This window comes from Pelosinus sp. IPA-1, from assembly GCF_030269905.1.
GTDB lineage: Bacteria > Bacillota > Negativicutes > DSM-13327 > DSM-13327 > Pelosinus.
In genome coordinates, this window is sequence record NZ_BSVC01000007.1 from 123,786 (window position 1) to 148,762 (window position 24,977).

Annotated in this window: 23 protein-coding genes and 1 other annotated feature; of the genes, 14 read left to right on the top strand and 9 right to left on the bottom strand. The window is 39.1% G+C overall.

The window, feature by feature from the left end; all coding sequences use genetic code 11:
• The first annotated feature begins 31 nt into the window (after positions 1-31).
• From QSJ81_RS17660 to QSJ81_RS17670, 3 genes are all read left to right on the top strand, one after another.
• A complete protein-coding gene (locus QSJ81_RS17660; protein ID WP_285718666.1) occupies positions 32-1,333 on the top strand; it encodes an amidohydrolase in 1,302 nt (433 codons plus the stop codon).
• 429 nt (positions 1,334-1,762) lie between these two features.
• The gene (locus QSJ81_RS17665) at positions 1,763-3,451 is read left to right on the top strand and encodes a methyl-accepting chemotaxis protein (protein ID WP_285718667.1); all 1,689 of its coding nucleotides are present in this window, start codon (positions 1,763-1,765) and stop codon (positions 3,449-3,451) included.
• Positions 3,452-3,524: 73 nt separating this feature from the next.
• A complete protein-coding gene (locus QSJ81_RS17670) occupies positions 3,525-4,535 on the top strand; it encodes a TRAP transporter substrate-binding protein (protein ID WP_285718668.1) in 1,011 nt (336 codons plus the stop codon).
• A 63-nt stretch (positions 4,536-4,598) separates the two neighbouring features.
• Here QSJ81_RS17670 and QSJ81_RS17675 read toward each other — a convergent pair whose 3' ends face one another.
• From QSJ81_RS17675 to aroF, 3 genes are read right to left on the bottom strand one after another with little or no spacing between them, the layout of a single operon-like run.
• The gene (locus tag QSJ81_RS17675; RefSeq protein WP_285718669.1) at positions 4,599-5,096 is read right to left on the bottom strand and encodes a shikimate kinase; all 498 of its coding nucleotides are present in this window, start codon (positions 5,094-5,096) and stop codon (positions 4,599-4,601) included.
• Positions 5,097-5,108: 12 nt separating this feature from the next.
• Entirely contained in the window at positions 5,109-6,176 is a 1,068-nt protein-coding gene (aroC, locus tag QSJ81_RS17680; RefSeq protein ID WP_285718670.1) for a chorismate synthase, read from the bottom strand.
• A 56-nt stretch (positions 6,177-6,232) separates the two neighbouring features.
• On the bottom strand, positions 6,233-7,246 hold the full coding sequence (aroF, locus tag QSJ81_RS17685; protein ID WP_285718671.1) for a 3-deoxy-7-phosphoheptulonate synthase: 1,014 nt from the start codon (positions 7,244-7,246) through the stop codon (positions 6,233-6,235).
• A 497-nt stretch (positions 7,247-7,743) separates the two neighbouring features.
• Positions 7,744-8,004 (top strand) — a binding site (T-box leader).
• Between the two features lie 87 nt (positions 8,005-8,091).
• Between aroF and trpD the strand changes: the two genes are divergently transcribed.
• From trpD to QSJ81_RS17730, 9 genes are all read left to right on the top strand, one after another.
• Positions 8,092-9,123, top strand: a complete 1,032-nt coding sequence (gene trpD / locus QSJ81_RS17690) for an anthranilate phosphoribosyltransferase (protein WP_285718672.1) — start codon at positions 8,092-8,094, stop codon at positions 9,121-9,123.
• Positions 9,120-9,746, top strand: a complete 627-nt coding sequence (locus tag QSJ81_RS17695) for a phosphoribosylanthranilate isomerase (RefSeq protein WP_285718673.1) — start codon at positions 9,120-9,122, stop codon at positions 9,744-9,746. The genes trpD and QSJ81_RS17695 overlap by 4 nt, the downstream gene beginning before the upstream one ends.
• The gene (trpC, locus tag QSJ81_RS17700; protein WP_285718674.1) at positions 9,740-10,504 is read left to right on the top strand and encodes an indole-3-glycerol phosphate synthase TrpC; all 765 of its coding nucleotides are present in this window, start codon (positions 9,740-9,742) and stop codon (positions 10,502-10,504) included. The genes QSJ81_RS17695 and trpC overlap by 7 nt, the downstream gene beginning before the upstream one ends.
• A 39-nt stretch (positions 10,505-10,543) precedes the next feature.
• Positions 10,544-11,725 (top strand): tryptophan synthase subunit beta, encoded by a 1,182-nt coding sequence (gene trpB, locus QSJ81_RS17705; RefSeq protein ID WP_285718675.1) that lies wholly within the window; start codon positions 10,544-10,546, stop codon positions 11,723-11,725.
• Positions 11,722-12,543 (top strand): tryptophan synthase subunit alpha, encoded by an 822-nt coding sequence (gene trpA, locus QSJ81_RS17710; protein WP_285718676.1) that lies wholly within the window; start codon positions 11,722-11,724, stop codon positions 12,541-12,543. The genes trpB and trpA overlap by 4 nt, the downstream gene beginning before the upstream one ends.
• A complete protein-coding gene (gene trpE, locus QSJ81_RS17715; protein WP_285718677.1) occupies positions 12,518-14,017 on the top strand; it encodes an anthranilate synthase component I in 1,500 nt (499 codons plus the stop codon). The genes trpA and trpE overlap by 26 nt, the downstream gene beginning before the upstream one ends.
• Positions 14,001-14,579, top strand: a complete 579-nt coding sequence (locus tag QSJ81_RS17720; RefSeq protein WP_285718678.1) for an anthranilate synthase component II — start codon at positions 14,001-14,003, stop codon at positions 14,577-14,579. Before trpE ends, QSJ81_RS17720 begins: the two co-directional genes overlap by 17 nt.
• Positions 14,580-14,594: 15 nt before the next feature.
• Positions 14,595-15,470 (top strand): prephenate dehydratase, encoded by an 876-nt coding sequence (gene pheA, locus QSJ81_RS17725; protein WP_285718679.1) that lies wholly within the window; start codon positions 14,595-14,597, stop codon positions 15,468-15,470.
• 158 nt (positions 15,471-15,628) lie between these two features.
• Entirely contained in the window at positions 15,629-16,390 is a 762-nt protein-coding gene (locus QSJ81_RS17730; RefSeq protein ID WP_285718680.1) for a DUF4931 domain-containing protein, read from the top strand.
• Positions 16,391-16,623: 233 nt separating this feature from the next.
• On the opposite strand, the gene QSJ81_RS17735 is transcribed toward QSJ81_RS17730, so the two are convergent.
• Entirely contained in the window at positions 16,624-17,499 is an 876-nt protein-coding gene (locus QSJ81_RS17735) for a LysR family transcriptional regulator (RefSeq protein ID WP_285718681.1), read from the bottom strand.
• Between the two features lie 192 nt (positions 17,500-17,691).
• Here QSJ81_RS17735 and QSJ81_RS17740 point away from each other — a divergent pair, with 192 nt between their 5' ends.
• Entirely contained in the window at positions 17,692-18,903 is a 1,212-nt protein-coding gene (locus QSJ81_RS17740; RefSeq protein ID WP_285718682.1) for an MFS transporter, read from the top strand.
• 427 nt (positions 18,904-19,330) lie between these two features.
• Here the strand turns inward: QSJ81_RS17740 and QSJ81_RS17745 are convergent, their stop codons facing one another.
• On the bottom strand, positions 19,331-19,624 hold the full coding sequence (locus tag QSJ81_RS17745) for a zinc-ribbon domain containing protein (protein WP_038671716.1): 294 nt from the start codon (positions 19,622-19,624) through the stop codon (positions 19,331-19,333).
• A 486-nt stretch (positions 19,625-20,110) separates the two neighbouring features.
• Positions 20,111-20,323: a hypothetical protein gene (locus QSJ81_RS17750; RefSeq protein WP_038671713.1), complete on the bottom strand. Its 213-nt coding sequence runs from the start codon at positions 20,321-20,323 to the stop codon at positions 20,111-20,113.
• A 388-nt stretch (positions 20,324-20,711) separates the two neighbouring features.
• On the opposite strand from QSJ81_RS17750, the gene QSJ81_RS17755 reads away from it, so the two are divergent.
• Positions 20,712-21,131, top strand: a complete 420-nt coding sequence (locus QSJ81_RS17755; protein ID WP_285718683.1) for a bacteriohemerythrin — start codon at positions 20,712-20,714, stop codon at positions 21,129-21,131.
• Between the two features lie 73 nt (positions 21,132-21,204).
• On the opposite strand, the gene pgaD is transcribed toward QSJ81_RS17755, so the two are convergent.
• From pgaD to pgaB, 3 genes are read right to left on the bottom strand one after another with little or no spacing between them, the layout of a single operon-like run.
• Positions 21,205-21,801 carry a poly-beta-1,6-N-acetyl-D-glucosamine biosynthesis protein PgaD gene (pgaD, locus tag QSJ81_RS25745; protein WP_352230914.1) on the bottom strand — a complete coding sequence of 199 codons (597 nt, stop codon included), beginning with the start codon at positions 21,799-21,801 and terminating at the stop codon, positions 21,205-21,207.
• A 27-nt stretch (positions 21,802-21,828) separates the two neighbouring features.
• Positions 21,829-23,073 carry a poly-beta-1,6-N-acetyl-D-glucosamine synthase gene (gene pgaC, locus QSJ81_RS17760; protein ID WP_285718684.1) on the bottom strand — a complete coding sequence of 415 codons (1,245 nt, stop codon included), beginning with the start codon at positions 23,071-23,073 and terminating at the stop codon, positions 21,829-21,831.
• Positions 23,074-23,104: 31 nt separating this feature from the next.
• Entirely contained in the window at positions 23,105-24,955 is a 1,851-nt protein-coding gene (pgaB, locus tag QSJ81_RS17765) for a poly-beta-1,6-N-acetyl-D-glucosamine N-deacetylase PgaB (protein WP_285718685.1), read from the bottom strand.
• Between the last annotated feature and the right edge of the window lie 22 nt (positions 24,956-24,977).

Sequence of the window (24,977 nt, forward strand, 5' to 3'; positions counted from 1 at the left end):
AGTGATTTAGTAAAGATAAAGGAGATTGGAAATGAATTCAAAGATTTTGGAATTAGCTAAGACGCAGAGCGAAAAAATTATCACTCGTCGCAGAGACTTTCACAATTATGCGGAAGTTGCATGGACTGAGTTTCGGACGGCTTCCATTGTAGCAGATGCCTTAACGGGCCTTGGTTATCAAGTACTTACTGGGGAAGAAGTTATTAATCAAGAAGCAATGATGGGGGTGCCATCAACAAAAGAATTGGCAGAACAGGAAAAAAGAGCTTTAGAACAAGGGGCTAATCCAGCATGGTTAGCAAAAATGAGAGGCGGTAAGACTGGGGTGGTTGGTATTATGCATTTTTCTCAGCCCGGTCCTACAGTAGCTTTTCGTTTTGACATGGATGCCAATGATGTGGTAGAGGCTGAAGTAGAGGGACATAGGCCTTATAAAGAAGGTTTTTCTTCTGTCAATAAAGGAGCTATGCATGCTTGTGGTCATGATGGCCATACAGCAGTAGGCTTAGCTCTAGCTGAAGTATTGGTTGGCTTAAAAAATGTATTAAAAGGAACAGTAAAGCTCATATTCCAGCCAGCAGAGGAAGGGGTTCGGGGAGCGAAAGCGATGGTAACTCGTGGTGTGGTAGATGATGTAGATTATCTAATTGGTATGCATTTAGGTTTTGCTTTAAAAAAGAGCAATTCCGTGACTTGTCATACTGAGGGATTCTTAGCAACTACGAAGATAGACGCAGTTTTCACTGGTGTTCCTGCTCATGCAGGTGCCGCACCAGAAGTGGGGCGTAACGCGTTACTTGCTGTGTCGGCGGCGGCTTTGAACCTTCATGCTATTTCACGCCATAGTAAAGGAGCATCGCGGATTAATGTAGGATTTATACAGGCTGGAACAGGCCGAAATGTAGTGCCAGCGAATGCAGTCTTGAAATTAGAAACTAGGGGTACTAGTAGTGAAATTAACGAATATATGTATAAAGAAGCGGTACGAATTCTAAAAGCTGCAGCTGCTATGTATGATGTCACAGTAGAACTTACAGAAATGGGCGGCGCTGTTGGATGTGAAAGTAATCCGGAATTGGTAGCTAGACTTCAGCAAGTAGCCGTAAATAGTGGTTTATTCGATGAAGTCATACCTTCTGTCAACCTTGGAGGCAGCGAGGATTGTACTTACTTCATGGAACGCGTCCAGCAAAAAGGCGGACAGGCAACTTACTTAATTGTAGGAACGGAATTAATGGCAGGGCATCATGATTCTCGCTTTGACTTTAATGAAGAAGCCCTTGTTTCATCTACGGCATTATTAGGAGAGATGGCTGCGGAGCTCTTGAAGTAATAACTTATTAAAATTTTTTAGAAAGTAAATGTTGGATGCCCTATTGTAATGTGTTTTACGTTACAATAAGGCATTTTTTATTTTTTATAAAAATTGAATTGAATAGTTAAAAAAAACGGGGAACTATGACGAAAAATGTTATAATTTGCATAGTGGAATTGTTCCTTACGGAAAGCGTGCTGGTAAAGGGCGGTGGCAGTGATCTAAATATCGACTTTATATAAGCAACGTCTGGGATTTTTAGTAATTTTTTGCTTTTATTAGTTACAATTTTGTTAACAATATGTTAAACTTAATTTAATTAAAAAAGTAAGAAATAAGTAAATGGTATGATTCAAATTTACCATTCATTTGTAAAAAAGATTAGAAAGGTAGGTGAAATAGTTTTTTGAAAGTGAGAATATTCTTTACTTTCAAAAGGCTCGGTCTATGCGAATTACCATCGGCAGGAAGATTATTTTAGCGGCTATTATTTTATTATCATTATTTGTTAGCATTAATATTTATACCTTCTATCAAATTAACCAAACCAAGGACAAGTATAGTTATCTTATTACTGAAGTAACGCCTGAAATCCAAGATGTTAAGGATGTAAATACAGAGCTATGGTATCAAAACACGCAAATTAGAGGGTACATACTTACTGGAAACCAAAACTATGCTCAATTATACCAAAATTCCAAACAAAAGACGGCAGATACCCTAGAAAGATTAGAGAAAAAGATGACTTCTCCTCAAGCAGTAAAGGAAGTTGCCGTCTTAAAAATGGCTGTTAAGACCTATAATCAAACATTAGAACAAGGGCTGAAAGTTCGGGATAAAGTAGGAATTCAAGATACGATTAAATACATGGATTCAACAGGGCAAAGAGCAGATGCAGTGGTAAAAATCATGGATGACTTTATAGTTTTCACTAATCAAGAAATTAGTGAAAAAGTAAATGAAACAAATGAATCCATTGCTACAATGCAAAGAATTATTGCGCTGCTTGATATAAGTATCTTTTTGATACTCATATTCTCTGCGACTATTTTAGGAAAGAAAATTGGTAGTGTATTTGGGAATGTAGCTAAAATTGCCGAAGAAATAGCAGAGGGAAATTTAGCACCAAAATCTGTAAAATACCAATATAATGATGAGATTGGAGATTTAATTGGCTCTTTCAATGTAATGGTGAGCAAACTTAGAAACTTGATTCAGCAGGTAGCTATGGCAACTGAGCAAGTTTCAGCAGCAAGTCAACAACTGAATGCGAGTACCGAGGAAACTGCTAGGTCCGTTACCTATACTGCTGAAATCGCTAGTAATGTTGCGGGAGATACTTTTAAACAAGAAGAAGGTGTGCAGCATACTACGAAAGTAACCCAAGAGATGTCTGTGACAATTGGTAATATAGTAGATAGTGTAATGGCTGTGTCTTCAAACTCAGCACAAACGGCACAGGTTGCAAAAGAAGGTGGAAGTGCCGTTTTAGGAGCCGTTAATCAAATGGCAATGATAAATGATGTAGTAACAAAATCGGCTCAGAATATCGAACAACTAAATCAGAGTTCCACGCGAATTGGGGAAATTATTAGTGTAATTCGGCAAATCGCTGATCAAACTAATTTGTTAGCTCTTAATGCAGCGATTGAAGCTGCTAGAGCGGGAGAATCTGGGCGTGGCTTTGCTGTTGTTGCTGATGAAGTACGAAAATTAGCAGAGCAATCTCATCGCGCTTCTGAAGAAATCGCTTTAATCATTCAAGATATTCAGAAGGAAACGTTAAATGCAATAACGATAATGGATCAAGGAACCCAAGAAGTACATAAAGGAACTGCTGTAATTTCCAATACAGGGGACCAATTTAAAAATATAGTTATGTTAGTTGAGGGCTTAAATAGCCAAATTCAGTCCATTAGCACCGCAGCGGATACATTGAACGTAGCAAGTGGTACAATGGTTGATTCTGTAACGAATATAAGAGAAATCACTCATAATACCTCTACAAATATCCAGACGATTTCTAGTACCTCTGAGGAGCAATCGGCAACAATGGAGGAAATTGCTTCTGCTAGCATTGATTTAACAAATTTAGCCGAAAAATTGCGAAAAACAGTGAGCCAGTTTAAGTTATAGTGTATGTCATTTATTTGAAGTAAAAAAGGGGGTAGGTTAATTGTTCCTTAGCTGAACGGTTAACTGCGATATTATGAAAAAACTAGGATATTATAAAATAGCCGGAATAGTATTTGCGATCATATTCATAATTGGTGCAGGTTTCAGCCTTTATGCGAAAAATGCAACTACAGTGTCCAAAGAAAAATCAGTTATTTTACTAAAAGCTACAGATAATCAGCCAGAGGACTATCCCACAACTAAAGGGTTAAGGTACATGGCAAAATTATTAGAAGAAAGAAGCAATGGACATATTAAGATGACAGTGTACAGCAGTGCTATCTTAGGGGATGGAAAGGATATTCTTGATGCTACACAGGCGGGAACGTTAGATATTGGGCGAATAAGCGTTTCTTCATTAGTGGGTTATTCTCCAGAACTTAATGTATTTATGACACCTTTTCTTTTTCGCGATGCGGATCATGAGTGGAAAGTACTTGATGGTCCGATAGGAAAAAAACTACTAAAAGGCCTAGAAAAAGACGGTTTTGTGGGGTTGGGTTACTATGATTCTGGTGCACGTAGCTTTTATTCCAAAAAACCAATCCAATCCCCTCAGGATTTATTAGGGCAGAAGACAAGAGTACTAGATGTTAAAATACAAAAAGAAATGATTACCGCTATGGGTGGAGAACCTCTCACGACTCCATTTTTAGATGTGTATCCAGGATTTCAGACAGGAGCGCTCGATGCGGCAGAAAATAGTCCACCAAGCTTTTACTCTACTAAGCATTATGAATTAGCGAAGTACTATACCATTACGGAGCATGTAGCTGTTCCTGAAACAATTATCATTAGTAAGAAAACTTGGGATTCTCTTTCGCCACAAGATCAAGAGTTGATTCAGCAAGCTACCAAAGATTCTACAGTGTATCAGAAACAACTATGGAGTGAATTTACAAAGCAGTCCATGGATAAGCTAAAAGAGCAAGGCGTCAATATTATTACTCCTAATAAAGAATTATTTAAGCAAGCAGTTGCTCCACTTTATGCTAAATATCCTGAATATAAAGATTTGATAAAAGAAATTCAAGATACGAAATAAGAGATAAGGCATCACGGAAGAGCCGTGATGCCTTATCTTTTTTATACTAATATTTCATTAAAATTATTGAGACTCTTTCATAATAGCTATTATTTGTTCGGCAGCATTTTCTAGAATTCCGTGATTTGGAATGCAAAAATGACAATAGGTTTCATACAGGTGTTTACGTTCTTGGTGAAGTGTATATATTTTATTATTATCCTTGGCTAACAAGGGACGAGTGGTAAGATCAGAAGATGCTAATATCATTGGAAGGGGGCGTTCAATATAAAATATAATACCTGTTTCTCTCAGAAGTTCCATGTTTTCTGGACGAGTAACGATACCGCCACCAGTGGCAATAACTAGAGAGTTTTCACGATAGAGTTCCTTGACTGCGTTACTTTCTATTTGACGAAAGTAAGCTTCTCCTGATAGGAAAAGTTCAGGAATTTTTTTTTGTTCTTTTGCTTCAATATAGTGGTCGATATCAAGAAAGGTAGTTTTTAGCTTCTCGCTTACCATAGCGCCAATCGAGGATTTACCAGATCCGGGCATGCCAATGAGTACAATATTCTTCATTGCGACCTCCTGCTATAAGACATCCCATAGGGCCATTGCAGTAACGGCTTCTACTACTGGCACAGCACGGGGTACAATACAAGGGTCATGACGTCCGCCGACGGAGATGGAGACGTTTTCCCCTTTGCTGTTTATGGTATGTTGCTCAAGAGCGATAGAAGGAGTTGGTTTAATTGCTACACGGAAAATAAGGGGCATGCCACTAGTAATTCCGCCAAGGATACCGCCATTGTGATTGGTAGAAGTTATGATGTTATTGTTTTGGTTATACATGGCATCATTTGCCTGACTGCCATTTAATTGAGCAAAAGCAAAACCTGCGCCAAATTCCACGCCCTTAACGGCAGGGATAGAGAATAATAGATGTGCCAGTGTACTTTCTAAAGAGTCAAAAAAAGGTTCTCCCAGCCCAGCAGGTAAGTGAATAGCGGCTGCTTCAATGATGCCGCCGACAGAGTCGCCTCGAGATTTAGCAGCAAGAATACATTCTTGCATTGCTTCACCTAACAAGGGGTCAAGGACAGGAAAGGCTTGATAACCTAATTGGTTAAGTGTTTCCTTGTCAACCGTGACGGCATCAAAGTTAGCTTCCGCTGTGGAAGCGATGCACTGTATATGGGCACCGATAAAAATGTCTTTCTGCCTAAGGAGCTGTTTGGCAATGGCACCGGCAAAGACTAGAGGAGCCGTGAGGCGGCCAGAAAAATGCCCTCCGCCTCTTAAGTCATTGTATCCTTTGTACTTTACGGAACCAGAATAATCGGCATGGCCAGGACGAAATGTAAAGGCGAGGGAATCATAGTCTGTGGACTTCTGATCCCGATTTTCAATAATGGCGCATAGCGGGCTCCCAGTGGTTTTACCATTTAAAAAACCACTCCAAATGGTAAAGGCATCTGTTTCCTTACGTGCTGTTGACAACGGATTTCGTCCAGGTGCACGGCGTTCTAATTCTCTTGTTACTTCTTGCAAGTCAATTTCTAGGCCAGGGGGCAGTCCGTCAATGGTAATGCCAATCCCTTTTCCGTGGCTTTCGCCAAAAATAGTATAATGAACTTTTTTACCCCATGAGCCACTCATTTGTTAACCTCCTGAAGTGAAGAATTCTCCGATTGCGAGGAATTTTACCGCGAAAATTAAATAGCCCGGTTTTCAATTTTTGCAAGCTGGCCTAAGGTATCCATCAAGGCGGAAAAGCGCTCCGGTGTAATGGATTGTGGACCATCGCAGCTAGCATTAGCAGGGTCATTGTGTACTTCAATAATGAGTCCATCAGCACCAACTGCAATGGATGCTTTGGAGAGGGCTTCTACCATCCACCATTTTCCGGCGGCATGACTAGGATCCACGATGACAGGAAGATGACTTAGTTTTTTTATCGCGAGTACGGCACTCAAGTCAAGAGTATTGCGTGTGTAAGTTTCAAAGGTACGAATGCCTCTTTCGCATAAAATAACATTTTCATTGCCTTCTGCCATTATATACTCTGCTGACATAAGTAATTCTTCAATTGTTGCACTTAATCCTCGTTTTAATAAGATCGGTTTATTCGTTTGACCTACCGCCTTTAAAAGATCAAAATTTTGCATGTTACGAGCACCAATTTGTATGATGTCAACATCTTCCACAAACTTGTCCAAGGTTGCAACTGACATCATTTCCGATACGATTGGCAGCCCTGTTTCTTTTCTGGCGATTTTGAGTAATTCAAGTCCCTCTTCTTTTAAACCCTGGAAACTATAAGGTGATGTTCTTGGTTTGTAGGCACCACCACGCAAGAAGCCGGCACCAGCTGCTTTTACTTGATTGGCTACCGTAACAATTTGGTTTTCGTTCTCGACAGAGCAGGGGCCTGCAATGATGGTTAATTTATTCCCACCAACGGTTTGGTTTCCAACGGAAAAGACACTGTTTTCTGGATGAAAGAGCCGATTGGCTTTTTTATAAGGTTCTTGCACGGATAATACCTTCTCTACATAGTTTTTACTAGCTAGCTTATCTTTATCAAGTTTGTGAGTGCTGCCCACAACACCGATAATGGTCTGAAATTCTCCATAAGTAGGCCAAGCACTGCAACCACCTTTTTCTAATTCTGCTTTCAATTCATTGATTTGTTCTGCTGTTACAGAAGGATGTAATACGATAAACATAAGTAAAAGCCTCCTAATTTTTTATTTTATCATGAATAATTTGATTCTAGGTAAAAAAAATAAGACTCACATGAGTCTTGTAGAGATGCTAGGGAGTGGATTGTAATTATCCAGTATATGTCATCCTGACATTCGCATCTAAATACTCATTGAAAAACCATACATTTACTTTTTTCCAAGCGAAAAAGTCGAAGCTAAAAAAGTAGCTCCAACCAAAAAAGTAAAAATATTGTTGTTCAATTTCTTTATGCATGTGAAGTGTCATGAGAACATCCTCCGATAAAGCTTAGTTGAGTTACTGAACTTCCAGTAACTGTTTCTCATTATATCAAAAGATTTAAAAGTGTCAAGTAATAGTTTTATTTTTAATATAAAATTAATAAATGTTACATATAAGTTAGAAGAAAGAAACACTTGTGCAATAAGGGAGAACAAATTGAGAAAAAACTCTTGACAAGGATGGAAATTTTGAATAGAATGTGCGTAAATAGAATTTGTAATTAGCGATGATCAGGATGAGTAGATAATCAAACTTTGGATCAGCGAGTCGGTGACCAGGAAACTGGAGGTGTGATGACCGGCCCAAAGAAGTTATGGAATGGACCTGTGAGCTGTTCATGCGAACACGTTGTGTTAGTAGGATGAACCGGTTGCCACCGTTATGGGGCTAGGGTATCGGATTTCTATCCCGTACCTGAATAGAGGGAAAGCTTTGCTTTCCAAATTAGGGTGGTATCGCGAACCATTTCGCCCCTTTCGGGTCGGAGTGGTTTTTTTATATTCATTTTTAACATTTGGGTTATCTAGGGTGCTGGTATTAGGTTAATTTGTAAGGAGGAATGGCTATGTTTAAGGAGTTTTTAGCACAGGTGATCGCGGGTGAAAATTTATCACGTCAAGGTGCACAGCAGTCTATGGATATGATTATGTCCGGGCAAGGGAGTGAGGCACAAATTGGTGCTTTTATTACGGCATTACGGATGAAAGGAGAAACCATTGAAGAGATTACTGGTTTTGCTGAAACCATGCGTAGCCATTCCTTGAAAATAGAATGTGGTAGTAAAGATATGATTGATACCTGTGGCACGGGAGGTGACAAAACAGGCACCTTTAATGTATCCACAGCGGTAGCCTTTGTCTTGGCAGGTAGCGGTGTTGTTGTTGCCAAACATGGTAACCATGGATTATCTAGTTCTTGTGGTAGTGCCGATGTACTGACGGCTTTAGGTGTTCGTGTGGACTTACCCACAGAAGGTATAATCCAGTCGGTAGCTGCCATTAAATTGGGCTTTTTATATGCTCCTTCTTTTCATAAGGCTATGAAGTATGCTGCCAAACCCCGTAAAGAGTTAGGGTTTCGTACTGTATTCAATATGCTAGGACCCTTAACCAATCCTGCTGGAGCTAACTATCAATTAATTGGTGTGTATGAACGTTCTTTAACTCATAAGCTGGCAGAAGCCTTAGGGATGTTAGGAGTAAAGAGAGCGATGGTAGTACATGGTTTGGATGGTTTAGATGAGATTTCAACAACGGCACCCACCCAGGTGACAGAAGTCAACGGAAAAACGACCCGAACTTATATGATTGATCCTACTGAGTTTGGCTTTAGTGGTAGTGGTTTAGACGCATATCGTGGCGGAACGCCGGAAGACAATGCTAGCATTATTTCGGATATTTTCCGAGGAAATTTATCCGGTCCGAAACGCGATATTGTATTACTAAATGCAGGAGCTGCCTTTGTTGTTGCAGGCAAGGCTGAAAACATAAAGGAAGGTATCCTAATTGCCGCCAAGAGTATTGACAGCGGTGCTGCCTTAGCTAAAATGCAGGAACTGAAAAATTTCAGTCAAGGGTATAAGGAAAGCAAAATATGATCATCAAGATTTGTGGCATTACCTCTATTGCGGTAGCCCAGGCAGCTAAGGAAGCAGGGGCTGATTTACTGGGTTTTGTATTTGCTGAGAGTAAGCGTCAGATCCCAGTAAAAGAGGCGATAAAGATTGGGCAGCAAGTAAAAGGCATTGGTAAGGTTGGCGTCTTTGTTAATAAATCTCTGCAAGAGGTACAAGAAATTGCTCAGTGTTGTAAATTGGATTTTGTCCAACTTCATGGGGAAGAGAGCCCTGAGTATTGCCGGTTAGTTGGTCGTCCTATTATAAAGGCTTTTCGAGTAGGTCCCGAGTTTGTTATTGAAAGGTGTAAGGAATATCCTGTTAGTTGGATGTTATTAGATAGTTTTTCGCCCGGTCAATATGGTGGAACAGGAAAAACCTTTGATTGGCAGTCTATGAAGAGTCTTTCCCGTCAAGTTACACTTCCGGTAATGGTAGCTGGCGGTCTTACGCCTGAGAATATTGCATTAGCAATTCAGACAATGACTCCTAAAGGGATTGATGTTTCAGGAGGGGTGGAAACAAATGGTAATAAGGATCTTGATAAAATCCAACAGTTTATTATTGCCGCTCGTAAGGCAGAAAGAGGGAATGTAACATGCTGAATCAGATTGTGATGAAAAAACGTCTTGAGGTAGAAGGGCGCAAGGAGCAACAGCCCCTGTCTAGTTTTCGAGATAGTATAGAAAAAGGCTGCTTTTCTTTCTATAAGGCCATTAGAGAAGCTCCCTGGGCATTAATTGCAGAATGTAAGCTAGCCTCTCCTGTGAAAGGCCAACTATGCACTAACTATACAGAAACTCAATTAGCAGAATTATATACGGCAAATGGAGCAACGGCTCTTTCTGTTCACACCGATTTGCACTTTAATGGAGAGTTAGAAAATATAGCAGCGGTAAGGGCCGTTACGAGTTTACCTATATTACGTAAAGATTTTATTATTGATGTTTATCAGGTGTATGAGTCTAGGCTGGTAGGAGCAGATGCCATTTTGTTGATTGCCGCTGTGTTAACGGATGCAGAAATAGAAGAATACTTAGGGGTTGCCAAGGAAATAGGGCTAGATTGTTTAGTAGAAGTTCACACCTTGGAAGAACTTCTTCGAGTACAAAAAACTTCGGCTAACTTAGTGGGAATTAATAATCGGGATTTGAAGACCTTTAAGACAGATATTAGCAATACATTTTCCTTATTGCCTCATTGTTCTAGCGACGTATTGTTAATTAGTGAAAGCGGCATTAAAACAGGAGAAGATGCAAGAAGGCTAGAGCAGGCAGGAGTCAAAGGAATACTCGTTGGGGAAGGATTGGTTCGAGCGCAGGACATTAGTGGTATGACCCAAGAAATGGCTTTACGAAAATAACGTGATAAATGACGGATATAAAACAAGGAGGAATTCTACATGCCTGATAAAAACGGACGATTTGGAGATTTTGGAGGACGATTTGTGCCTGAGACGGTGATGCCAGCCTTGCTTCAATTAGAAGAGAGTTATGGGAAATTAAAAGATGAGGACTCTTTTAAGGCAGAGTTGAGTTTTTATCTAAGGGAATATGCTGGTCGTCCTACGAAATTGTATTTTGCCAAAAATTTGACAGAACATTATGGACGGGGAAAAATTTATTTAAAACGAGAAGATTTACTTCATACTGGCGCTCATAAAATCAATAATGCCATCGGGCAGGCTATACTCGCTCGGCGGATGGGAAAAAAGAAAATTGTTGCTGAGACGGGTGCTGGTCAACATGGAGTAGCTTGTGCTACGGTTGCTGCACTTTTTGGCTTAGAATGCCGGGTCTATATGGGAAAAGAAGATATTGAAAGGCAAGCCCTTAATGTTTTTCGTATGCGTCTTTTAGGTACAGAAGTAGTACCTGTAACTAGTGGAACGGGCACGTTAAAAGATGCCACAAGCGAAGCCATTCGTTACTGGGTTACTAATGTAGAGGATACTCATTACATTATTGGTTCTGTGGTTGGGCCTCATCCTTATCCCATGATTGTCCGGGATTTTCAAAAAGTGATCGGCGAAGAAGTGAAAGAAGAAATGAAAAACCAAGCCATAGGAAAGCTAAAATATATGGTAGCCTGCGTAGGTGGCGGCAGTAATGCGATGGGGATATTTTATGCTTTTCGTAATGATAAAGAAGTCATTAAGATTGGTGTGGAAGCAGCAGGGAAAGGCGTTAGTACAACGGAACATGCAGCATCCTTAACAAAGGGGCGGCCAGGTGTACTTCATGGAGCCTTTAGTTATTTATTACAAGATGAGGATGGTCAAATTATAGAACCTTACTCCATTTCTGCAGGCCTTGATTATCCAGGAGTGGGCCCAGAACATTCCTTTTTTAAAGATAGTGGGATTGTAGAGTACAAAGCGGTGACTGATGACGAAGCATTGGGAGCTTTTCAACGTTTAGCTCGTGTAGAGGGGATAATTCCTGCTCTTGAAAGTTCCCATGCTTTGGCTTACTTAGAAGAAATTATGCCTAAGACAGAGTCTGATGAGGCGGTTATCGTTTGCCTTTCTGGTCGTGGTGATAAAGATGTGGATATGGCAGTAAAAGTAATGGGGGGATTATGATGGTGAACTTGGAGGAGAAGTTACAAGGATTAAAGGCTTCTGGGAAAAAGGGGCTTATTGTATATATAACGGCTGGTTATCCTGATTATAGGGCAACATTAGAGGCAGTTCTTGCAATGGAGAAAGAGGGCGCTGATGTTGTTGAAATTGGTATTCCTTTTTCTGATCCTATTGCTGATGGCCCTGTCATTCAAAAGGCAGCGACCTTGGCTTTAAAAGCTGGTGCTACAACAATAAAATCCATACAATTAATAAAAGAAATACGGAAACAGTCGGCGATACCGTTAGTAGTGATGACCTATGTAAATAGCATAATAGGTTATGGGATGGAGAAGTTTATTGCTGCTTTTGCTGAAGCAGGAATCAATGGTCTAATTGTACCTGATCTACCTATTGAAGAATCCCCTCTATTAGAGAATATTTGCAATAAGGAAGGTGTTTCTCTAATTCAGCTCATTGCCCCCACCTCGACAACAAATCGAATTCATAACATTAGTCAGAAAGCGCAGGGTTTCTTGTACTGTGTTTCTAATACAGGTGTTACTGGAGTACGAAATATTGATTATAGTCAAATAGGCTCTGTTATAGCTACGGCTCGCCAGGCTACGGAGATTCCCATGGCAATTGGTTTTGGTATTGGGTCTCCAGAAGGGGCTGCTGGGGCTGCTCAGTACGCAGATGCAGTGATTGTTGGTAGTGCTATACTAGAGAAACTTACCACGGAAGGTGTTACAGGGGTTCGCACCTTAGTTCGCTCTATTCGTAAAAGGTTAGATGAGGAGAGTGGCTATTGTGAAGATAGTTCCAAGTCAAAGTGACTTTTGCCATTTGGCAAAAGAGCATAATTTGATTCCTGTTTATATCGATATTTCTGCTGATCTAGAGACTCCTGTTTCCATTTATTCTAAAATTACTGGTAATGATCCTGGCTTTATTTTAGAAAGCGCTGATACGAGTAAAGCTTTTGGTAGATATTCTTTTATTGGCGCACAACCTTTTGTCACAGTTACCGGGAAAAGCAAGCAATCACAGGTTACCATGGAAGAAGAGACGCAACTCATTGATGAACCGCCCCTCATTGCGCTAAAACAAGTCTTAGAACGATTTTCCTTTCCTGATATCGCTGGCCTACCACCATTTAGTGGCGGTGCTGTAGGGTACTTTAATTATGAAACCGTGGGGACATGGGAACGTATTAGGGGGCTAACGATTAATGATGAAGAAGTGTTAGGAGAGTTTATGTTTTGCCGTGTCATAGTTGTATTGGATCATTTGACCCATTCTGCGAAGCTGCTTTATTTGGCGAGTGTAAATTTGCAGGAAGACATCGAAAAGATATATGAAAAAGCGATACAACAGCTTAAACATTTAATGGATAAGTTGCAGCAACCAGTGGTACTACCCGGTAATTTAGGTAGTAGGACAGAAGAATCAGGGATGAAAACAAAATTTGAAGACGATGAATCTTCTATCAAAGAGAATTATATAGAGATGGTAAAGAAGGCGAAGGAATATATCGCAGCAGGAGATATATTTCAAGTCGTGTTATCTAAGCCCTTTTATAAAAAACTGACTAAGACACCTTTTGCCTTGTATCGACGCTTACGCCAAGTTAATCCATCTCCTTATATGTTTTATATTAATGTAGGTCATCGTCAGATCGTGGGTGCTTCTCCCGAAACCCTTGTTAAATTAGAAGGGGGGGATATTTTTACTTGTCCGATAGCAGGCACGAGACCCAGAGGTAAAAATTCGGAGGAGGACGAAGTTCTAGCAGCCGAATTGTTAGCTGATGAAAAGGAAAGAGCGGAGCACTGTATGCTAGTCGATTTAGGCCGTAATGATGTTGGTCGAGTGAGTGTGCCAGGTACAGTAAAGGTTCGTCGCATGATGGAGGTAGAATACTTCTCTCATGTGATGCATTTGGTTTCTGAAGTATCTGGTGTACTTGATCCGAAATATTCGCCCATTGATGTATTGTCTGCTTGTTTCCCAGCGGGAACGCTAAGTGGTGCGCCTAAAGTGCGGGCCATGGAGATTATACATGAATTGGAGCAAGCACCTCGTGGACCTTATGGGGGAGCTGTAGGATATTTCGATTTTAGAAAAAATATGGATACTTGCATAACCATACGTACCATGGTGATTGATGGAGAACAGGTAGGAATTCAAACGGGAGCTGGAATTGTTGCTGATTCTGTACCTGAAATGGAATACCAAGAAATTATAAATAAGGCGAAAGTGCTATTTAAGGTTATCGGGGAGGATGAGAATTATGATTTTAATTATTGATAATTATGATTCCTTTACGTATAATGTGTATCAATACATTGCTAGTTTAGGGTATGTCGTAGAAGTTGTTCGCAATGATCAAACCACGGTAGAGGAAATTGCCGCAAAAAATTATTCGGCTATTATTATTTCACCAGGCCCTGGGACTCCTGATGATGCAGGAATCAGCAAAGAAGTAATTGCAAAATTTGCTGGGCAAGTACCTATTTTAGGTATTTGTCTTGGGCATCAGTCAATTGCCGAAGTATTTGGCGGGCGGGTTGTGCGTGCGCCAAAGCCTGTACATGGTAAGGTATCCTTTGTACACCATAGTGGAACTGGAATTTATCAAGGCCTACCCCAGCCCTTTGTTGCAGGTCGTTATCACTCTCTACTAGTAGAGGCAGAAAGTGTGCCCGCTTGTTTGGAAGTAACGTCTCGAACAGAAGATGGTTTGATTATGGGGCTTAAGCACCGGGAATATACAGTAGAGGGGGTGCAATTTCATCCTGAGTCTGTATTAACGCCTGAAGGCATGAAATTATTTAATAATTTTTTGCAAAATAGCACTACTTATACGTAATAGGAGGTACTAAGGATGACTCTCACTAGGAGTAGGCCCTATAAAGAAAAAATAGTAGGTTATCTTGGGCCACATGGCACCTATAGCGAGGAAGTGGCATTCTGCCTATACCAAGATACTCGAGTAGATTTTAAAACCTACTCAAGTATTGATATGGCGATTAAGGCAGTAGAATCCAAAGAAGTAGCGGAATGTATTGTGCCGGTAGAGAATTCTCTAGAAGGTTCAGTGAATGTCACCTTAGATATCTTAGCCCACGAAACTACATTGTATATTATCAAGGAAGTGATTTGGCCAGTAAGGCACAATCTGTTAGTTAAAGAAAAGACGGATTCAATTAAGGTGATCGTCTCTCATCCCCAAGCTTTAGCCCAGTGTCGGCGGAATTTGAGAAAATTGTATCCTGAAGCTGAGCTACGGACGATGAACAGTACTGCAGATGCTGCCACTTTAGTTGCTAGCGGTTTAGAAAATTATGCAGCAGTTGGCAGTCTCGGTGCTGCTGGTATTTATGATTTGCAGGTTATGTCTAGGGATATTCAGGATAGTTCTACGAATTGTACTCGGTTTATTGTATTAGGAAATCACCCCGCTAATCCTTCTTCTCAAGGTAAATATAAAACTTCCTTGGTTTGCCAAATTGATGGTACACGTCCAGGTAGTTTATGTGAAATTCTTCAGGAATTTGCCAAGAGAGATGTAAATCTTACAAGAATAGAGTCAAGACCTGCACGTACGGGTCTCGGCAGTTATATTTTTTTCTTCGATTTAGATGGCAGCATGGAAGAAAGTAATGTTCGTAGTGCTGTAGAAGCAGTAAAAACAAAAAGTTTATGGTTTAAAAGTTTTGGCTCTTATCCTCTTTGTACCTTGCAGGATAATACTCTTTAGTTATCAGTCAAGACTGGGGCTATGTTGAAATTATATGCTTTCGATTTCGAAAAAAACGCGTAAGCGTTTTTTTTATTTATTAAAGGAGATTTATCTATAATCTTGAAATGGTTATTATATAGGTAAGAATCATTTCAAGATTATAGGGGAGATATAGTATGGCGGAAACGAATCATTTAATTTTTGACTCTACGATTGGTAGTTTTAAACCAGAGAATATTGTAAATACGGAAGTGAAGTGTCCATTTTGCTGTAGGGAAAAGTTAGAGGGTGTGATCGCAGAAGATGGCCCCATCCTTTTATTAAAAAATAAATACCCAGTATTAAGGGATACCTTTCAAACTCTAATTATTGAAACAGAGGATTGCCATTCTGAATTATCACTGTATTCAAAGGAACATCTATACCGTTTATTTCATTTTAGCGTGGAAAAATGGCAAGAAATGATACAAAGCAAAGAATTTTCTTCTGTGCTTTTTTATAAAAATCATGGTCCCTGTTCAGGTGGCACGATAAGGCATCCTCATATGCAAATTGTTGGTTTGAAAAATATAGATTATACCACAAGGATAACGGCGAATAGTTTAGAAGGAACTGTTATTCATAGAAGTCGTGGTGCAGAGTTAAACCTAGCAAAACAGCCAAGAGTCGGGTTTTGTGAATTTAATGTAAGACTGTACGATGAAAAAGCGTTGAATCAAATGGCTGACTATGTACAAATCATTGCTCACTATTTATTAAACCATTTTCATAAAAGATGTAATAGTTATAATATATTTTTCTACCAGTTGGAGGGGCAAATTTCTGCCAAGATTATGCCACGGCTTGTTACTTCCCCTATTTTTATCGGCTATTCTATTCCACAGGTGTCAAGCCGTGGGGAGGAAGTTATAGAAGAGATACAGAAACTATATTTTTGATATTGCTTCTCATAATGCCGAAGTTTACAATCATTAAGGTATCACAAAAATAATAAGACTTCTTCCGTAAAGGGAAGAAGTCTTATTGTTTTTAGTACTAGAAAGTATAAGTTTTGTTGTTTATAGGTCGCTTCGAGTCCATATTATTAACGCTTCACCGTGTTACTTGACTTACGCTTATAATAACATGGACCCGTCGCTTGATCTGTAGACTAAAAGGACGCAAAGTATTTTTATTGGAATGACTGAATGACAAAATTCCTGAATTTTTGAGCAGCAGGAGACAGATAACGTTCTTTTATCCAAGCGATACCAATAGTGCGCTGGCATAAGGGCTTAGAGATAGGTAAGAAAGAAATCTTCGCTTTATCTAAGCCAAATACATGTGGAATTAAAGCAACACCAAGTTTGGCTTCGACTAGTCCAGCAACTGTCATAATTTCTTCCCCTTCAAAGGTGATATATGGATCGATTTTTGCCTCTTTAAAGAATTGATCTGTTAGAATGCGGAGGCCATAATCTTTTTTGAAGGTAATAATGGGTTCCGCCGCAATTTCTTTAAGTTCAATAGAGTCACGCTTATCTAGGGAATGACCATGAGGGATAACAACAAATAACTCTTCAGCAAAGAGAGGTTCCCATTCCACGTGCTCTCTTGTTGCTACAGGAGAGCAGAGGCATAAATCAATTTCACCACTTTCCAGTTGGTCCAATAAGAGGGTAGTAGTATTTTGATAAAGCTTAAATTGTATATTAGGGCATGTTAGGCGGAATTTACTTAATAAACCTGGCACAAGATTTGATCCTAGGGAATGGAGAAAGGATAAGGATACGCTGCCGTGATCGGGATGAATTAAATCATGAATGGCTTGTTTTCCTGCGGTAATTTCCTGCATCGACTTTTCAACATACTGGAGAAAGATTTCTCCATAACGATTAAGTACAACGTTTTTTCCACGGCGTTCAAATAAGGGAAAGCCCAGTTCTTCCTCTAATTTAGCAATGGAACGGCTAAGGGCTGGTTGAGAAATAGATAGTTGTTCAGCGGCATGAGTAACATGCTGTAACTCCGCCACTAGCTTAAAGTATTCAAGTTGATGCCATTCCATGAAACAAACCACCTTTTCCTGCTATATAATCAGAACTCTTTTGTTAAATCATAACGAGGAGAAGTTAAAATGTCAAACTGATGATATATAATCATATAACATTGATTATATAAAAATGATGCATTGGACATATGATTCATCCAAGTTTAGAATGAAGAGGAAAGTTAAAGAAAAGAAGAAGGATTGGATGTTATGAGGGGAAATATAAAAAAGGGTGATCCTTTGTATTGGCGGGGAATATCCGCATTATTTTTAGGTAGTTTTGTTACCTTTGCTTTGCTTTATTGTACACAGCCCTTGATTCCTGTTTTTTCACAAGAGTTTAAAGTAGCACCTTCTTATGCGAGTCTCTCTATATCCTTTGTTACAGGGTTGTTAGCATTGTTTATGTTAGCTATGTCATGGTTATCGGATGCAAGAGGGCGAAAAATAGTAATGGGTATAGCTTTGCTGAGTTCTTCCGTGTTAGCTGTCATTATTTCTTTCTGTCAGAACTTTGAAATATTATTAGCCTTGCGGGCTTTGCAGGGGATTATGCTGGCGGGATATCCTGCGATTGCAATGGCTTATATAAATGAGGAGTTTGATCCAAGTATTGCAGGTTTGGTTATGGGGATCTATATTAGTGGCAATTCTGTTGGTGGTTTAACTGGACGTATTATTGTCAGTACTTTGACAGATTATTTTTCATGGCATATCGCCCTGGTCGGTATTGGTCTGATCAGCCTTTTAGTCAGCATATGGTTCTGGGCTAGCTTACCAGATTCATGTAATTTTTCACCTAAAACCATAGCAATAAAAGAAGTAGTTCCTGCTTTGGCTAGAAAGTTAAAAAATACAGAGTTATTTCTGCTCTATATGACGGGCTTTTTAATTATGGGAAGCTTTGTTACCTTGTACAATTATATTGGTTATTCATTAATGTCTCCGCCTTATAACTTAAGTCAGACTGTTGTTGGTTGTATTTTTGGAGTATATCTAATTGGTACCTTTAGCTCCACCTATATGGGAAAACTTGCTGACAATAGTGGCAGTTCTAAAATTTTATGTTTGTCTGTAGGTATTATGCTGCTAGGTTGTCTGATTACCTTACATGCTAATTTGTATATAAAAATTATAGGCGTTGCCATTTTTACGTATGGTTTCTTTGGCAGTCACTCGGTGGCTAGCAGCTGGGTAGGGAAGTGTGCTCATTCTGATAAAGCGCAGGCTGCTTCTTTATATCTACTTTTTTACTACGTAGGCGCGAGTCTAATTGGAACAATGGGAGGGCAATTTCTCAGCTGGTATGGATGGGAAGGGGTAGTACTTTTAATTGGCATATCTCTTATGCTTGCCTTACTGATTGCCGCCTTTCTTTTGGTTAAAGAAGCACGTTATAAAGAAGAACTAATCCGGGTGTAGAGTGGCATTGACTAATATTATTAACAAAAATAATGACGTGGTTCGAATAATGGAAAAGACCTTACCAATTTAGGTAAGGTCTTTCTACATTGCTCCTTAAAAGGATACTAGTTCTTGTTGGCAATTTTCCGTAAGCAATAGACAAGATTCTCTTTTTCACGATGAAAATTTATACATTGACAACATTTACCGTGCCGTTCGCAATCTGTTTTTGGACAGGTGCAGTTTTGTTCGTTACATCCAGCCATAAGTGACCTCCATCCTATTTAGAAATTTAATTTAATTACGTTTATTTTAATGCGAAATGGAAAGGGAGTAAAGAGATTTTTTATAGTGGAAGAAAGGAGAACGCTATTAAAATAAATTGGCAAGGAAGAGTGGATAAATAAAAAAAGCCCCTGTCATAAGACAGGGACTTTCTGACATCCTAGCGGTTCTGGCTAAAGCAATCTCTGCAATATACAGGACGGTCGCCGCTTGGACGGAAAGGAACTTGTGTTTCAACACCACATGAAGCGCAAGTAGCGTCATGCATTTCGCGTTGTTGGTAGTTGCTGTTACGGCCACCGTTACCATTTCTTTGTTTGTGAGCTGCTCTACATGAAGGGCAACGTCCTGGTTCGTTGGTGAAACCTTTTTCAGCGAAGAAATCTTGTTCTGAAGCTGAGAATACGAATTGGTCTGCGCAATCGCGGCAAGTTAAAGTTTTGTCTTGAGTCATGTTTTGTATAGCCTCCTAAAATCTGTTACTAAAATAGGTAATGAGAATTTCATTGTCTCTTATTAAAGTAACCTTTAACAAGGACGGATGTCAGCCCCAATCGATCTATTTGAGTGCTTCTAAACTATACGCCAAATTAGGAAAAAAGTAAAGAGATTTCTTTTTAAAAATTGAAAAAAATTATTTTTTTGTAAAAAGGTTTTATTTTAATGTATCATGGAGAAAAGGTTTCTCTACATTTCTGAGTAAAAGTTTCTTAATCAAGGATTTTCATGACGGCTTAATAAAACTCCTGCCCAACGACTTAAGATAGCAAATAAGTGCTACTCAATCAAAGATATTCTTTATTTTCCTTAGAACTAAATCTTAAGCATTTCAAAAGTGCGTCAGTAGTATTGGATCTGCTACAGAAAAAAGCCAGCAACGTATTGGCAGTGCGTTACTGGCTGTTCCCTTTTTACTTCTAAAGCGTTCTTAACCCAAAGCTTACTCTAGATCTGGCTTGCCTGTCTGTCTGTCTGTTCGTCTGTATTCATCGTCTGCATCACCGCCCTCGAGATGCGTTTCGGTATAATTAATGGGGTTTTCAACTTGTCCGGAACGTTTCAATTCTTGGTACAAAATTTGCCGTTTATCATCGGGTAGTTTTGGGACGATTTGGTTAATTTCTGACCATTCTTTAATATGTCTCTTAGTCATATAGCACCTCCTTCTTTAGATCTTACTTTTATTATGTCCAAAAGATATATGAAAAGTCTTCAAAAACTTTTCTTCATATAATACTTAGCCGAAACGATTTAAGTAAAAGAGTCTTTTATTATAAAATCAAACTAGAAAGCCGTATTGCCCTATTGTTGCTTTAATAAATTAGGATAATAGGGAATTATCAGGCTTGCTTTTTTTACGTCAAATAGCAACGGTTGAATTACATGTGGTTATTACTAAAATAATACTGTATTATTTCTAATGATATAACTAGATGTATCATTAAAATTTTAGGCATAAAATAAAGTGGTCAAGCAGGGAACTAAGGATTTTCAGGCGAATGAGAGAGAGAAAGAAAGCATGGTGGAAAGGAGGAATAAAGATGGCATTTTTTAAATGGGATGAAGCATATTCTACAAATGTGCAAGAATTTGACAATGACCATAAGAAATTAATTGACTTATTTAATGGGGTTTATAAGCAAGTATTTGAGTGTGAAGACTTGGAAGAGGAGAGGGCTTTAACACATCAGACATTAGTGGAATTGTTAGAATATGTGAAATATCATTTTACAGCAGAAGAAGAATTAATGATAAAGTTTAATTTTCCTCAATATGTAGAACATAAAAAGGAACATGAGTATTATATACAAGAAGTAAATAAATTTTTAGAACAGCACAATGAAGGAGTAGTCGCTCTGTCTTTTCCTACCTTTATGTTTCTTAAAGAGTGGATTACGAAACATATTATGGTTCGCGATAAAAGTTATGGAAAGTTCTTTAATGATAACGGCATAAACTAAAAAACTGTCGAAGGAAAATTTGAATAGCAATAGAAAAAAACTATCTTACGTGATAAACATAAGGTAGTTTTTTCTATTCTATCAGCTTTCTGTGAAGTGTAGGGAAATAGATTGTTTTTGTTTTAAGTGAAGCATCAGTTAGCTTCTTCCAGGGCAAGGGACTTACTCTTTCCAAGTATAAACAGGGAGAGGTTGATGACAATCTTTTTAGCAGGGTAAGGGTAAAACTAAACTGCGTTGGTGCAATCAACGCATATTTGGCGTCATGGGCATTGATAATAGTTTCTACTGGTACATTAAAAGCTAGGGCTAATGTGGAGCTCGGAATCGTAGCAGGGGGTTTGCGACGGTCTAAGCCGCCATAACACAAATAGTTCCATGATGACCAGCTTATTAATGAGATAAGAATAAGTAGAGCAAAGATAAAGGTATACAGCATCATTTCTAGAGTGGATTTGGGCGATGAATAGGGAGAAAAGTCTAAGATAAGCCAATGGTCCATGAATATGGGAAAAGTAGCAATTAGTAATGGATAAAAAAAATAAAGAAAGAATATCCAAAATAATGCGGAAAAAAAAGTTTCTAAGATACGTAGTAAGAAACTCTTTAGTTGTGGTTTATTGATTAGTAAGTGATTACCTATTTTATCACCCCCGAAGATGCTAGCAATACTGGCCTTAGCTCCTCAAAAAATATTTTAGGATAAACCTCGATCTGGGCTCACCCATGTTGCAGGGGCCCCCATTTTACGAAAAAGGGCAGTCGGTGTAGCCTTGACTGTTGCGAATGCAGTAAGTATCCAGTAAACCCAAGGATACCATATTACCCAAAATACATATTTAAAAAGACCTTTTTCATAACGTTTATCGATATAAAGTGCCACACTAAATTGTATAACTGAGATCAAAACTAATAGAGATCCCTTCCAACCAGGAAGTAAACTCATAGCATGAAGATTCATAAATGGAAATAGAAAGCTTAGAATCCATAGGGACAGAAAAGTAACATAGGTGTAGGACCACATGACTGATGTTACATATTCAAGATATACAGGCCACATACGGCGCTGGCGCCAATCTTTCCAAATGTTAATATGACGCCTTATGACTTCACCGCCTCCTTGGGCCCAGCGAACGCGTTGCTTCCATAGACCTGATAAACTTTCTGGCACTAAAATCCAACACAGGGCATTCGGTTCATAGCGAATATCCCAAAAACGTTTTTCTAGCTTCCAAGTAATATTGATATCATCAGTAATCATATCAATGTCCCAAAGATCTACATCCAAGAGGGCTTGCTTACGAAAAGCAACGATGACACCTGAGACAGTTAATACCTTGCCTAAGATTCGCTGAGTTCGTTTAATCATACCAATAATAGAAGAGTATTCACCTACTTGAATTTTCGCTAGTAAGGTAGTGCGGTTTCGTACTCTAGGGTTTCCTGTAACCGCGCCGACCCTAGGACCGCTTAAAAAGTGACCAACCATCCAATGGATTGCATCAGCATCAAGATGGGCATCTGCATCGATGGTAAGAATAATATCTCCACGACTTGCTAAGGTTCCATAACGTAGTGCAGTGGGTTTTCCTTTATTTTCTTGTAGCCGTAGGAAGCGCAGTTTGGGGTAACGGTCTACCATTTCTTCCAATATAGCAGGTGTTTTATCAATACTGCCATCATCTACGACAATCACCTCAAAATTTGGGTAATTCGATGATAAGATACTAAGAATCGTACTAGAAATTGAGATTTCTTCATTGTGGGTAGGAATAAGAACAGATACAAAAGGATATTGATCAAATATGGGTGCTTCACGGCTTTTGTTATGTTCACGCCGAAAATAAAAGAACAATGCACCCAATGTCCAAAGTATGCTCATAGCGAAAGGGTAGTAGAAAAGAAAGTTTATAAAAAAAGTAAATATTGTGCTAGTAAGCATAAGAAGCTCCTTTTTCATTGGGTAGGGTGGATTATGGAGATGAAAATATATTTTCAGGGTAAAAAGCAAAATGAATGGCATGTTTGCTTTTTAAAGTAGCAACTTGCTGTTGTAATTCTCTGATATTAAGCCATTGTTTTTTATTCCAGTCGTAGGTTTGTAACTTAAAGACTACTTTAGAGGCATTGACTTTATTTTTTAAAGCTGTATCTGCAAGTTGGCCCAACCAGACAAAGGGCTTATCATACTGCTTTTCCATATAGGGGTAAGCCATCACAATGGTGTAATCGTAAGTGGTGAGGTATTGATCATAATTTTGGGCCAACCAAAATTCAGATTGAGGCTCAGTTATAATGGTAGGGTATAAGTTACGTGCTGTTGCTAGATAAGGGCGATACTGCTTCATCGCTAGGATCAGTTTTTTAGTTAAATCTGTTAAAGCCTTTGTTTTGATTTGTGTCCATTGGGCTTGGGTGCCACTGTCTTGTAAGATTTCAGGAGTTAATGCTAGACCTGTAGCATTATAAAAGGATTTCTTTGCTGCTGGTGAAAAATCCTCATAGTCGTTAAGATATAAATCATCTTGAAATAAGATACCGTCAATGTAACTATAAGCTGCTAGGTCGCTAAATAGTGCTTCTAAATGTGTTTGTACCTCTGGACTAAATGGTGTTGCTCGATTGTACCAACCCTGCCCTTTCTCAGAGTAGGAAATAACTGTATCTTCTGGTCGATCTTTTAACAGCCATTGGCAGGCCAAGGTAGGCATCCAAGCATAAACTGTAAATCCTTCTTTACGGAGTTTTGCAGCGATATGACTGAAAATGTCAGCGCGAACAGGAGCTTCTTTCGTATAAAAATAAACACTTTCGATGTTTCCATTCCCATTTATATCACTAAATGCTTGTAAGAAGATTGTATTTATTTCGGCAGCACGCAAAGATTCAATTGCTAGGGCAAGATTGTTTTCCGTTTGGCTAGCATTTAGTGGATCATAAATAAGATCAATGTCAAGTTGCGCAGCCTTCATTTGCTTAGATGTATGAGTACCTGATTTTAGAAAATTAGCAAATTTGTCTCCTGTCAAATTTGTTTCTATAATTCCTCGGCGGGCATTTGCCATGCTGGAGGGAGTTAAAGCGTTAAAATCACCATCTAGCCCTAAAAACAAGGTGAAACCTTCTTTCTGGGCAATGTCAATTGCAGATTTTGTGTAACTGCCATAAGGCCAAGCAATCGCTTTTGCCTTGTGTCCGAGTTCCTTTTCAAAGACGGCCTGGCTTTGCTTTAAATCACTTTGTATTCGTTGGCGATAGATAGCAATGGATTCATATTGTCCGTGAATATATTGCAAGGATTCCGCCATCTTTCCGCTATCACCTTGGGGGTTCGTCGTGACGGAGCGATGAGATTGGTGAGAATGAGAAGCAAAAGAAACCAATCCTGACTTTTCCATTTCCCGGATTTGTTCCCATGTGACTACCTTTCCTACATCCGGTGGAGCATAGTCTGCCCAAGAGGTGACAATGGCTGAGACTGCAGGGTAATTATATTCTTTAAGTAGTGGATATACCTTGGTGTAAAATGATAGATAACCATCATCAAACGTAAGCAAAAGAGGCTTATCGGGTAAAGGGGTACCCTGGGTAGAGGCCTCAATGTATTGATCTAATGATATAGGATGATAGCCATTCTTTTTGAGAAATTCAAAGTGTTCTTTTAATGTATTGGGAGTAATCGTAAAGGTGTTGTAGGGGTGTTCCACAACATCATGATAACAAAGAATCATAACACCCTTTTCCTCTGCTGCAATCACTGGGCTTATAAAGGATAGAAAAAGCAGTAAGGATAAAGCTGTGGTAAGCAAGATATTAGGAACCATATCTGTTCTCCTTTCTAGACGG

Coding starts and splice junctions, on each gene's coding strand:
- QSJ81_RS17755 (WP_285718683.1), top strand. CDS start 20,712: ATGGCATTTTTTAAATGGGATGAAGCATATTCTACAAATGTGCAAGAA.
- aroF (WP_285718671.1), bottom strand. CDS start 7,246: ATGTTTATCGTATTACATCCTTCTGTAACAGCAGAACAAATCAATGAA.
- QSJ81_RS17675 (WP_285718669.1), bottom strand. CDS start 5,096: ATGAAGAATATTGTACTCATTGGCATGCCCGGATCTGGTAAATCCTCG.
- trpC (WP_285718674.1), top strand. CDS start 9,740: ATGCTGAATCAGATTGTGATGAAAAAACGTCTTGAGGTAGAAGGGCGC.
- QSJ81_RS17750 (WP_038671713.1), bottom strand. CDS start 20,323: ATGACTAAGAGACATATTAAAGAATGGTCAGAAATTAACCAAATCGTC.
- trpB (WP_285718675.1), top strand. CDS start 10,544: ATGCCTGATAAAAACGGACGATTTGGAGATTTTGGAGGACGATTTGTG.
- pgaB (WP_285718685.1), bottom strand. CDS start 24,955: ATGGTTCCTAATATCTTGCTTACCACAGCTTTATCCTTACTGCTTTTT.
- QSJ81_RS17660 (WP_285718666.1), top strand. CDS start 32: ATGAATTCAAAGATTTTGGAATTAGCTAAGACGCAGAGCGAAAAAATT.
- QSJ81_RS17745 (WP_038671716.1), bottom strand. CDS start 19,624: ATGACTCAAGACAAAACTTTAACTTGCCGCGATTGCGCAGACCAATTC.
- QSJ81_RS17665 (WP_285718667.1), top strand. CDS start 1,763: ATGCGAATTACCATCGGCAGGAAGATTATTTTAGCGGCTATTATTTTA.
- QSJ81_RS17730 (WP_285718680.1), top strand. CDS start 15,629: ATGGCGGAAACGAATCATTTAATTTTTGACTCTACGATTGGTAGTTTT.
- QSJ81_RS17720 (WP_285718678.1), top strand. CDS start 14,001: ATGATTTTAATTATTGATAATTATGATTCCTTTACGTATAATGTGTAT.
- pgaC (WP_285718684.1), bottom strand. CDS start 23,073: ATGCTTACTAGCACAATATTTACTTTTTTTATAAACTTTCTTTTCTAC.
- QSJ81_RS17740 (WP_285718682.1), top strand. CDS start 17,692: ATGAGGGGAAATATAAAAAAGGGTGATCCTTTGTATTGGCGGGGAATA.
- QSJ81_RS17695 (WP_285718673.1), top strand. CDS start 9,120: ATGATCATCAAGATTTGTGGCATTACCTCTATTGCGGTAGCCCAGGCA.
- QSJ81_RS17735 (WP_285718681.1), bottom strand. CDS start 17,499: ATGGAATGGCATCAACTTGAATACTTTAAGCTAGTGGCGGAGTTACAG.
- trpA (WP_285718676.1), top strand. CDS start 11,722: ATGATGGTGAACTTGGAGGAGAAGTTACAAGGATTAAAGGCTTCTGGG.
- aroC (WP_285718670.1), bottom strand. CDS start 6,176: ATGAGTGGCTCATGGGGTAAAAAAGTTCATTATACTATTTTTGGCGAA.
- QSJ81_RS17670 (WP_285718668.1), top strand. CDS start 3,525: ATGAAAAAACTAGGATATTATAAAATAGCCGGAATAGTATTTGCGATC.
- pheA (WP_285718679.1), top strand. CDS start 14,595: ATGACTCTCACTAGGAGTAGGCCCTATAAAGAAAAAATAGTAGGTTAT.
- trpD (WP_285718672.1), top strand. CDS start 8,092: ATGTTTAAGGAGTTTTTAGCACAGGTGATCGCGGGTGAAAATTTATCA.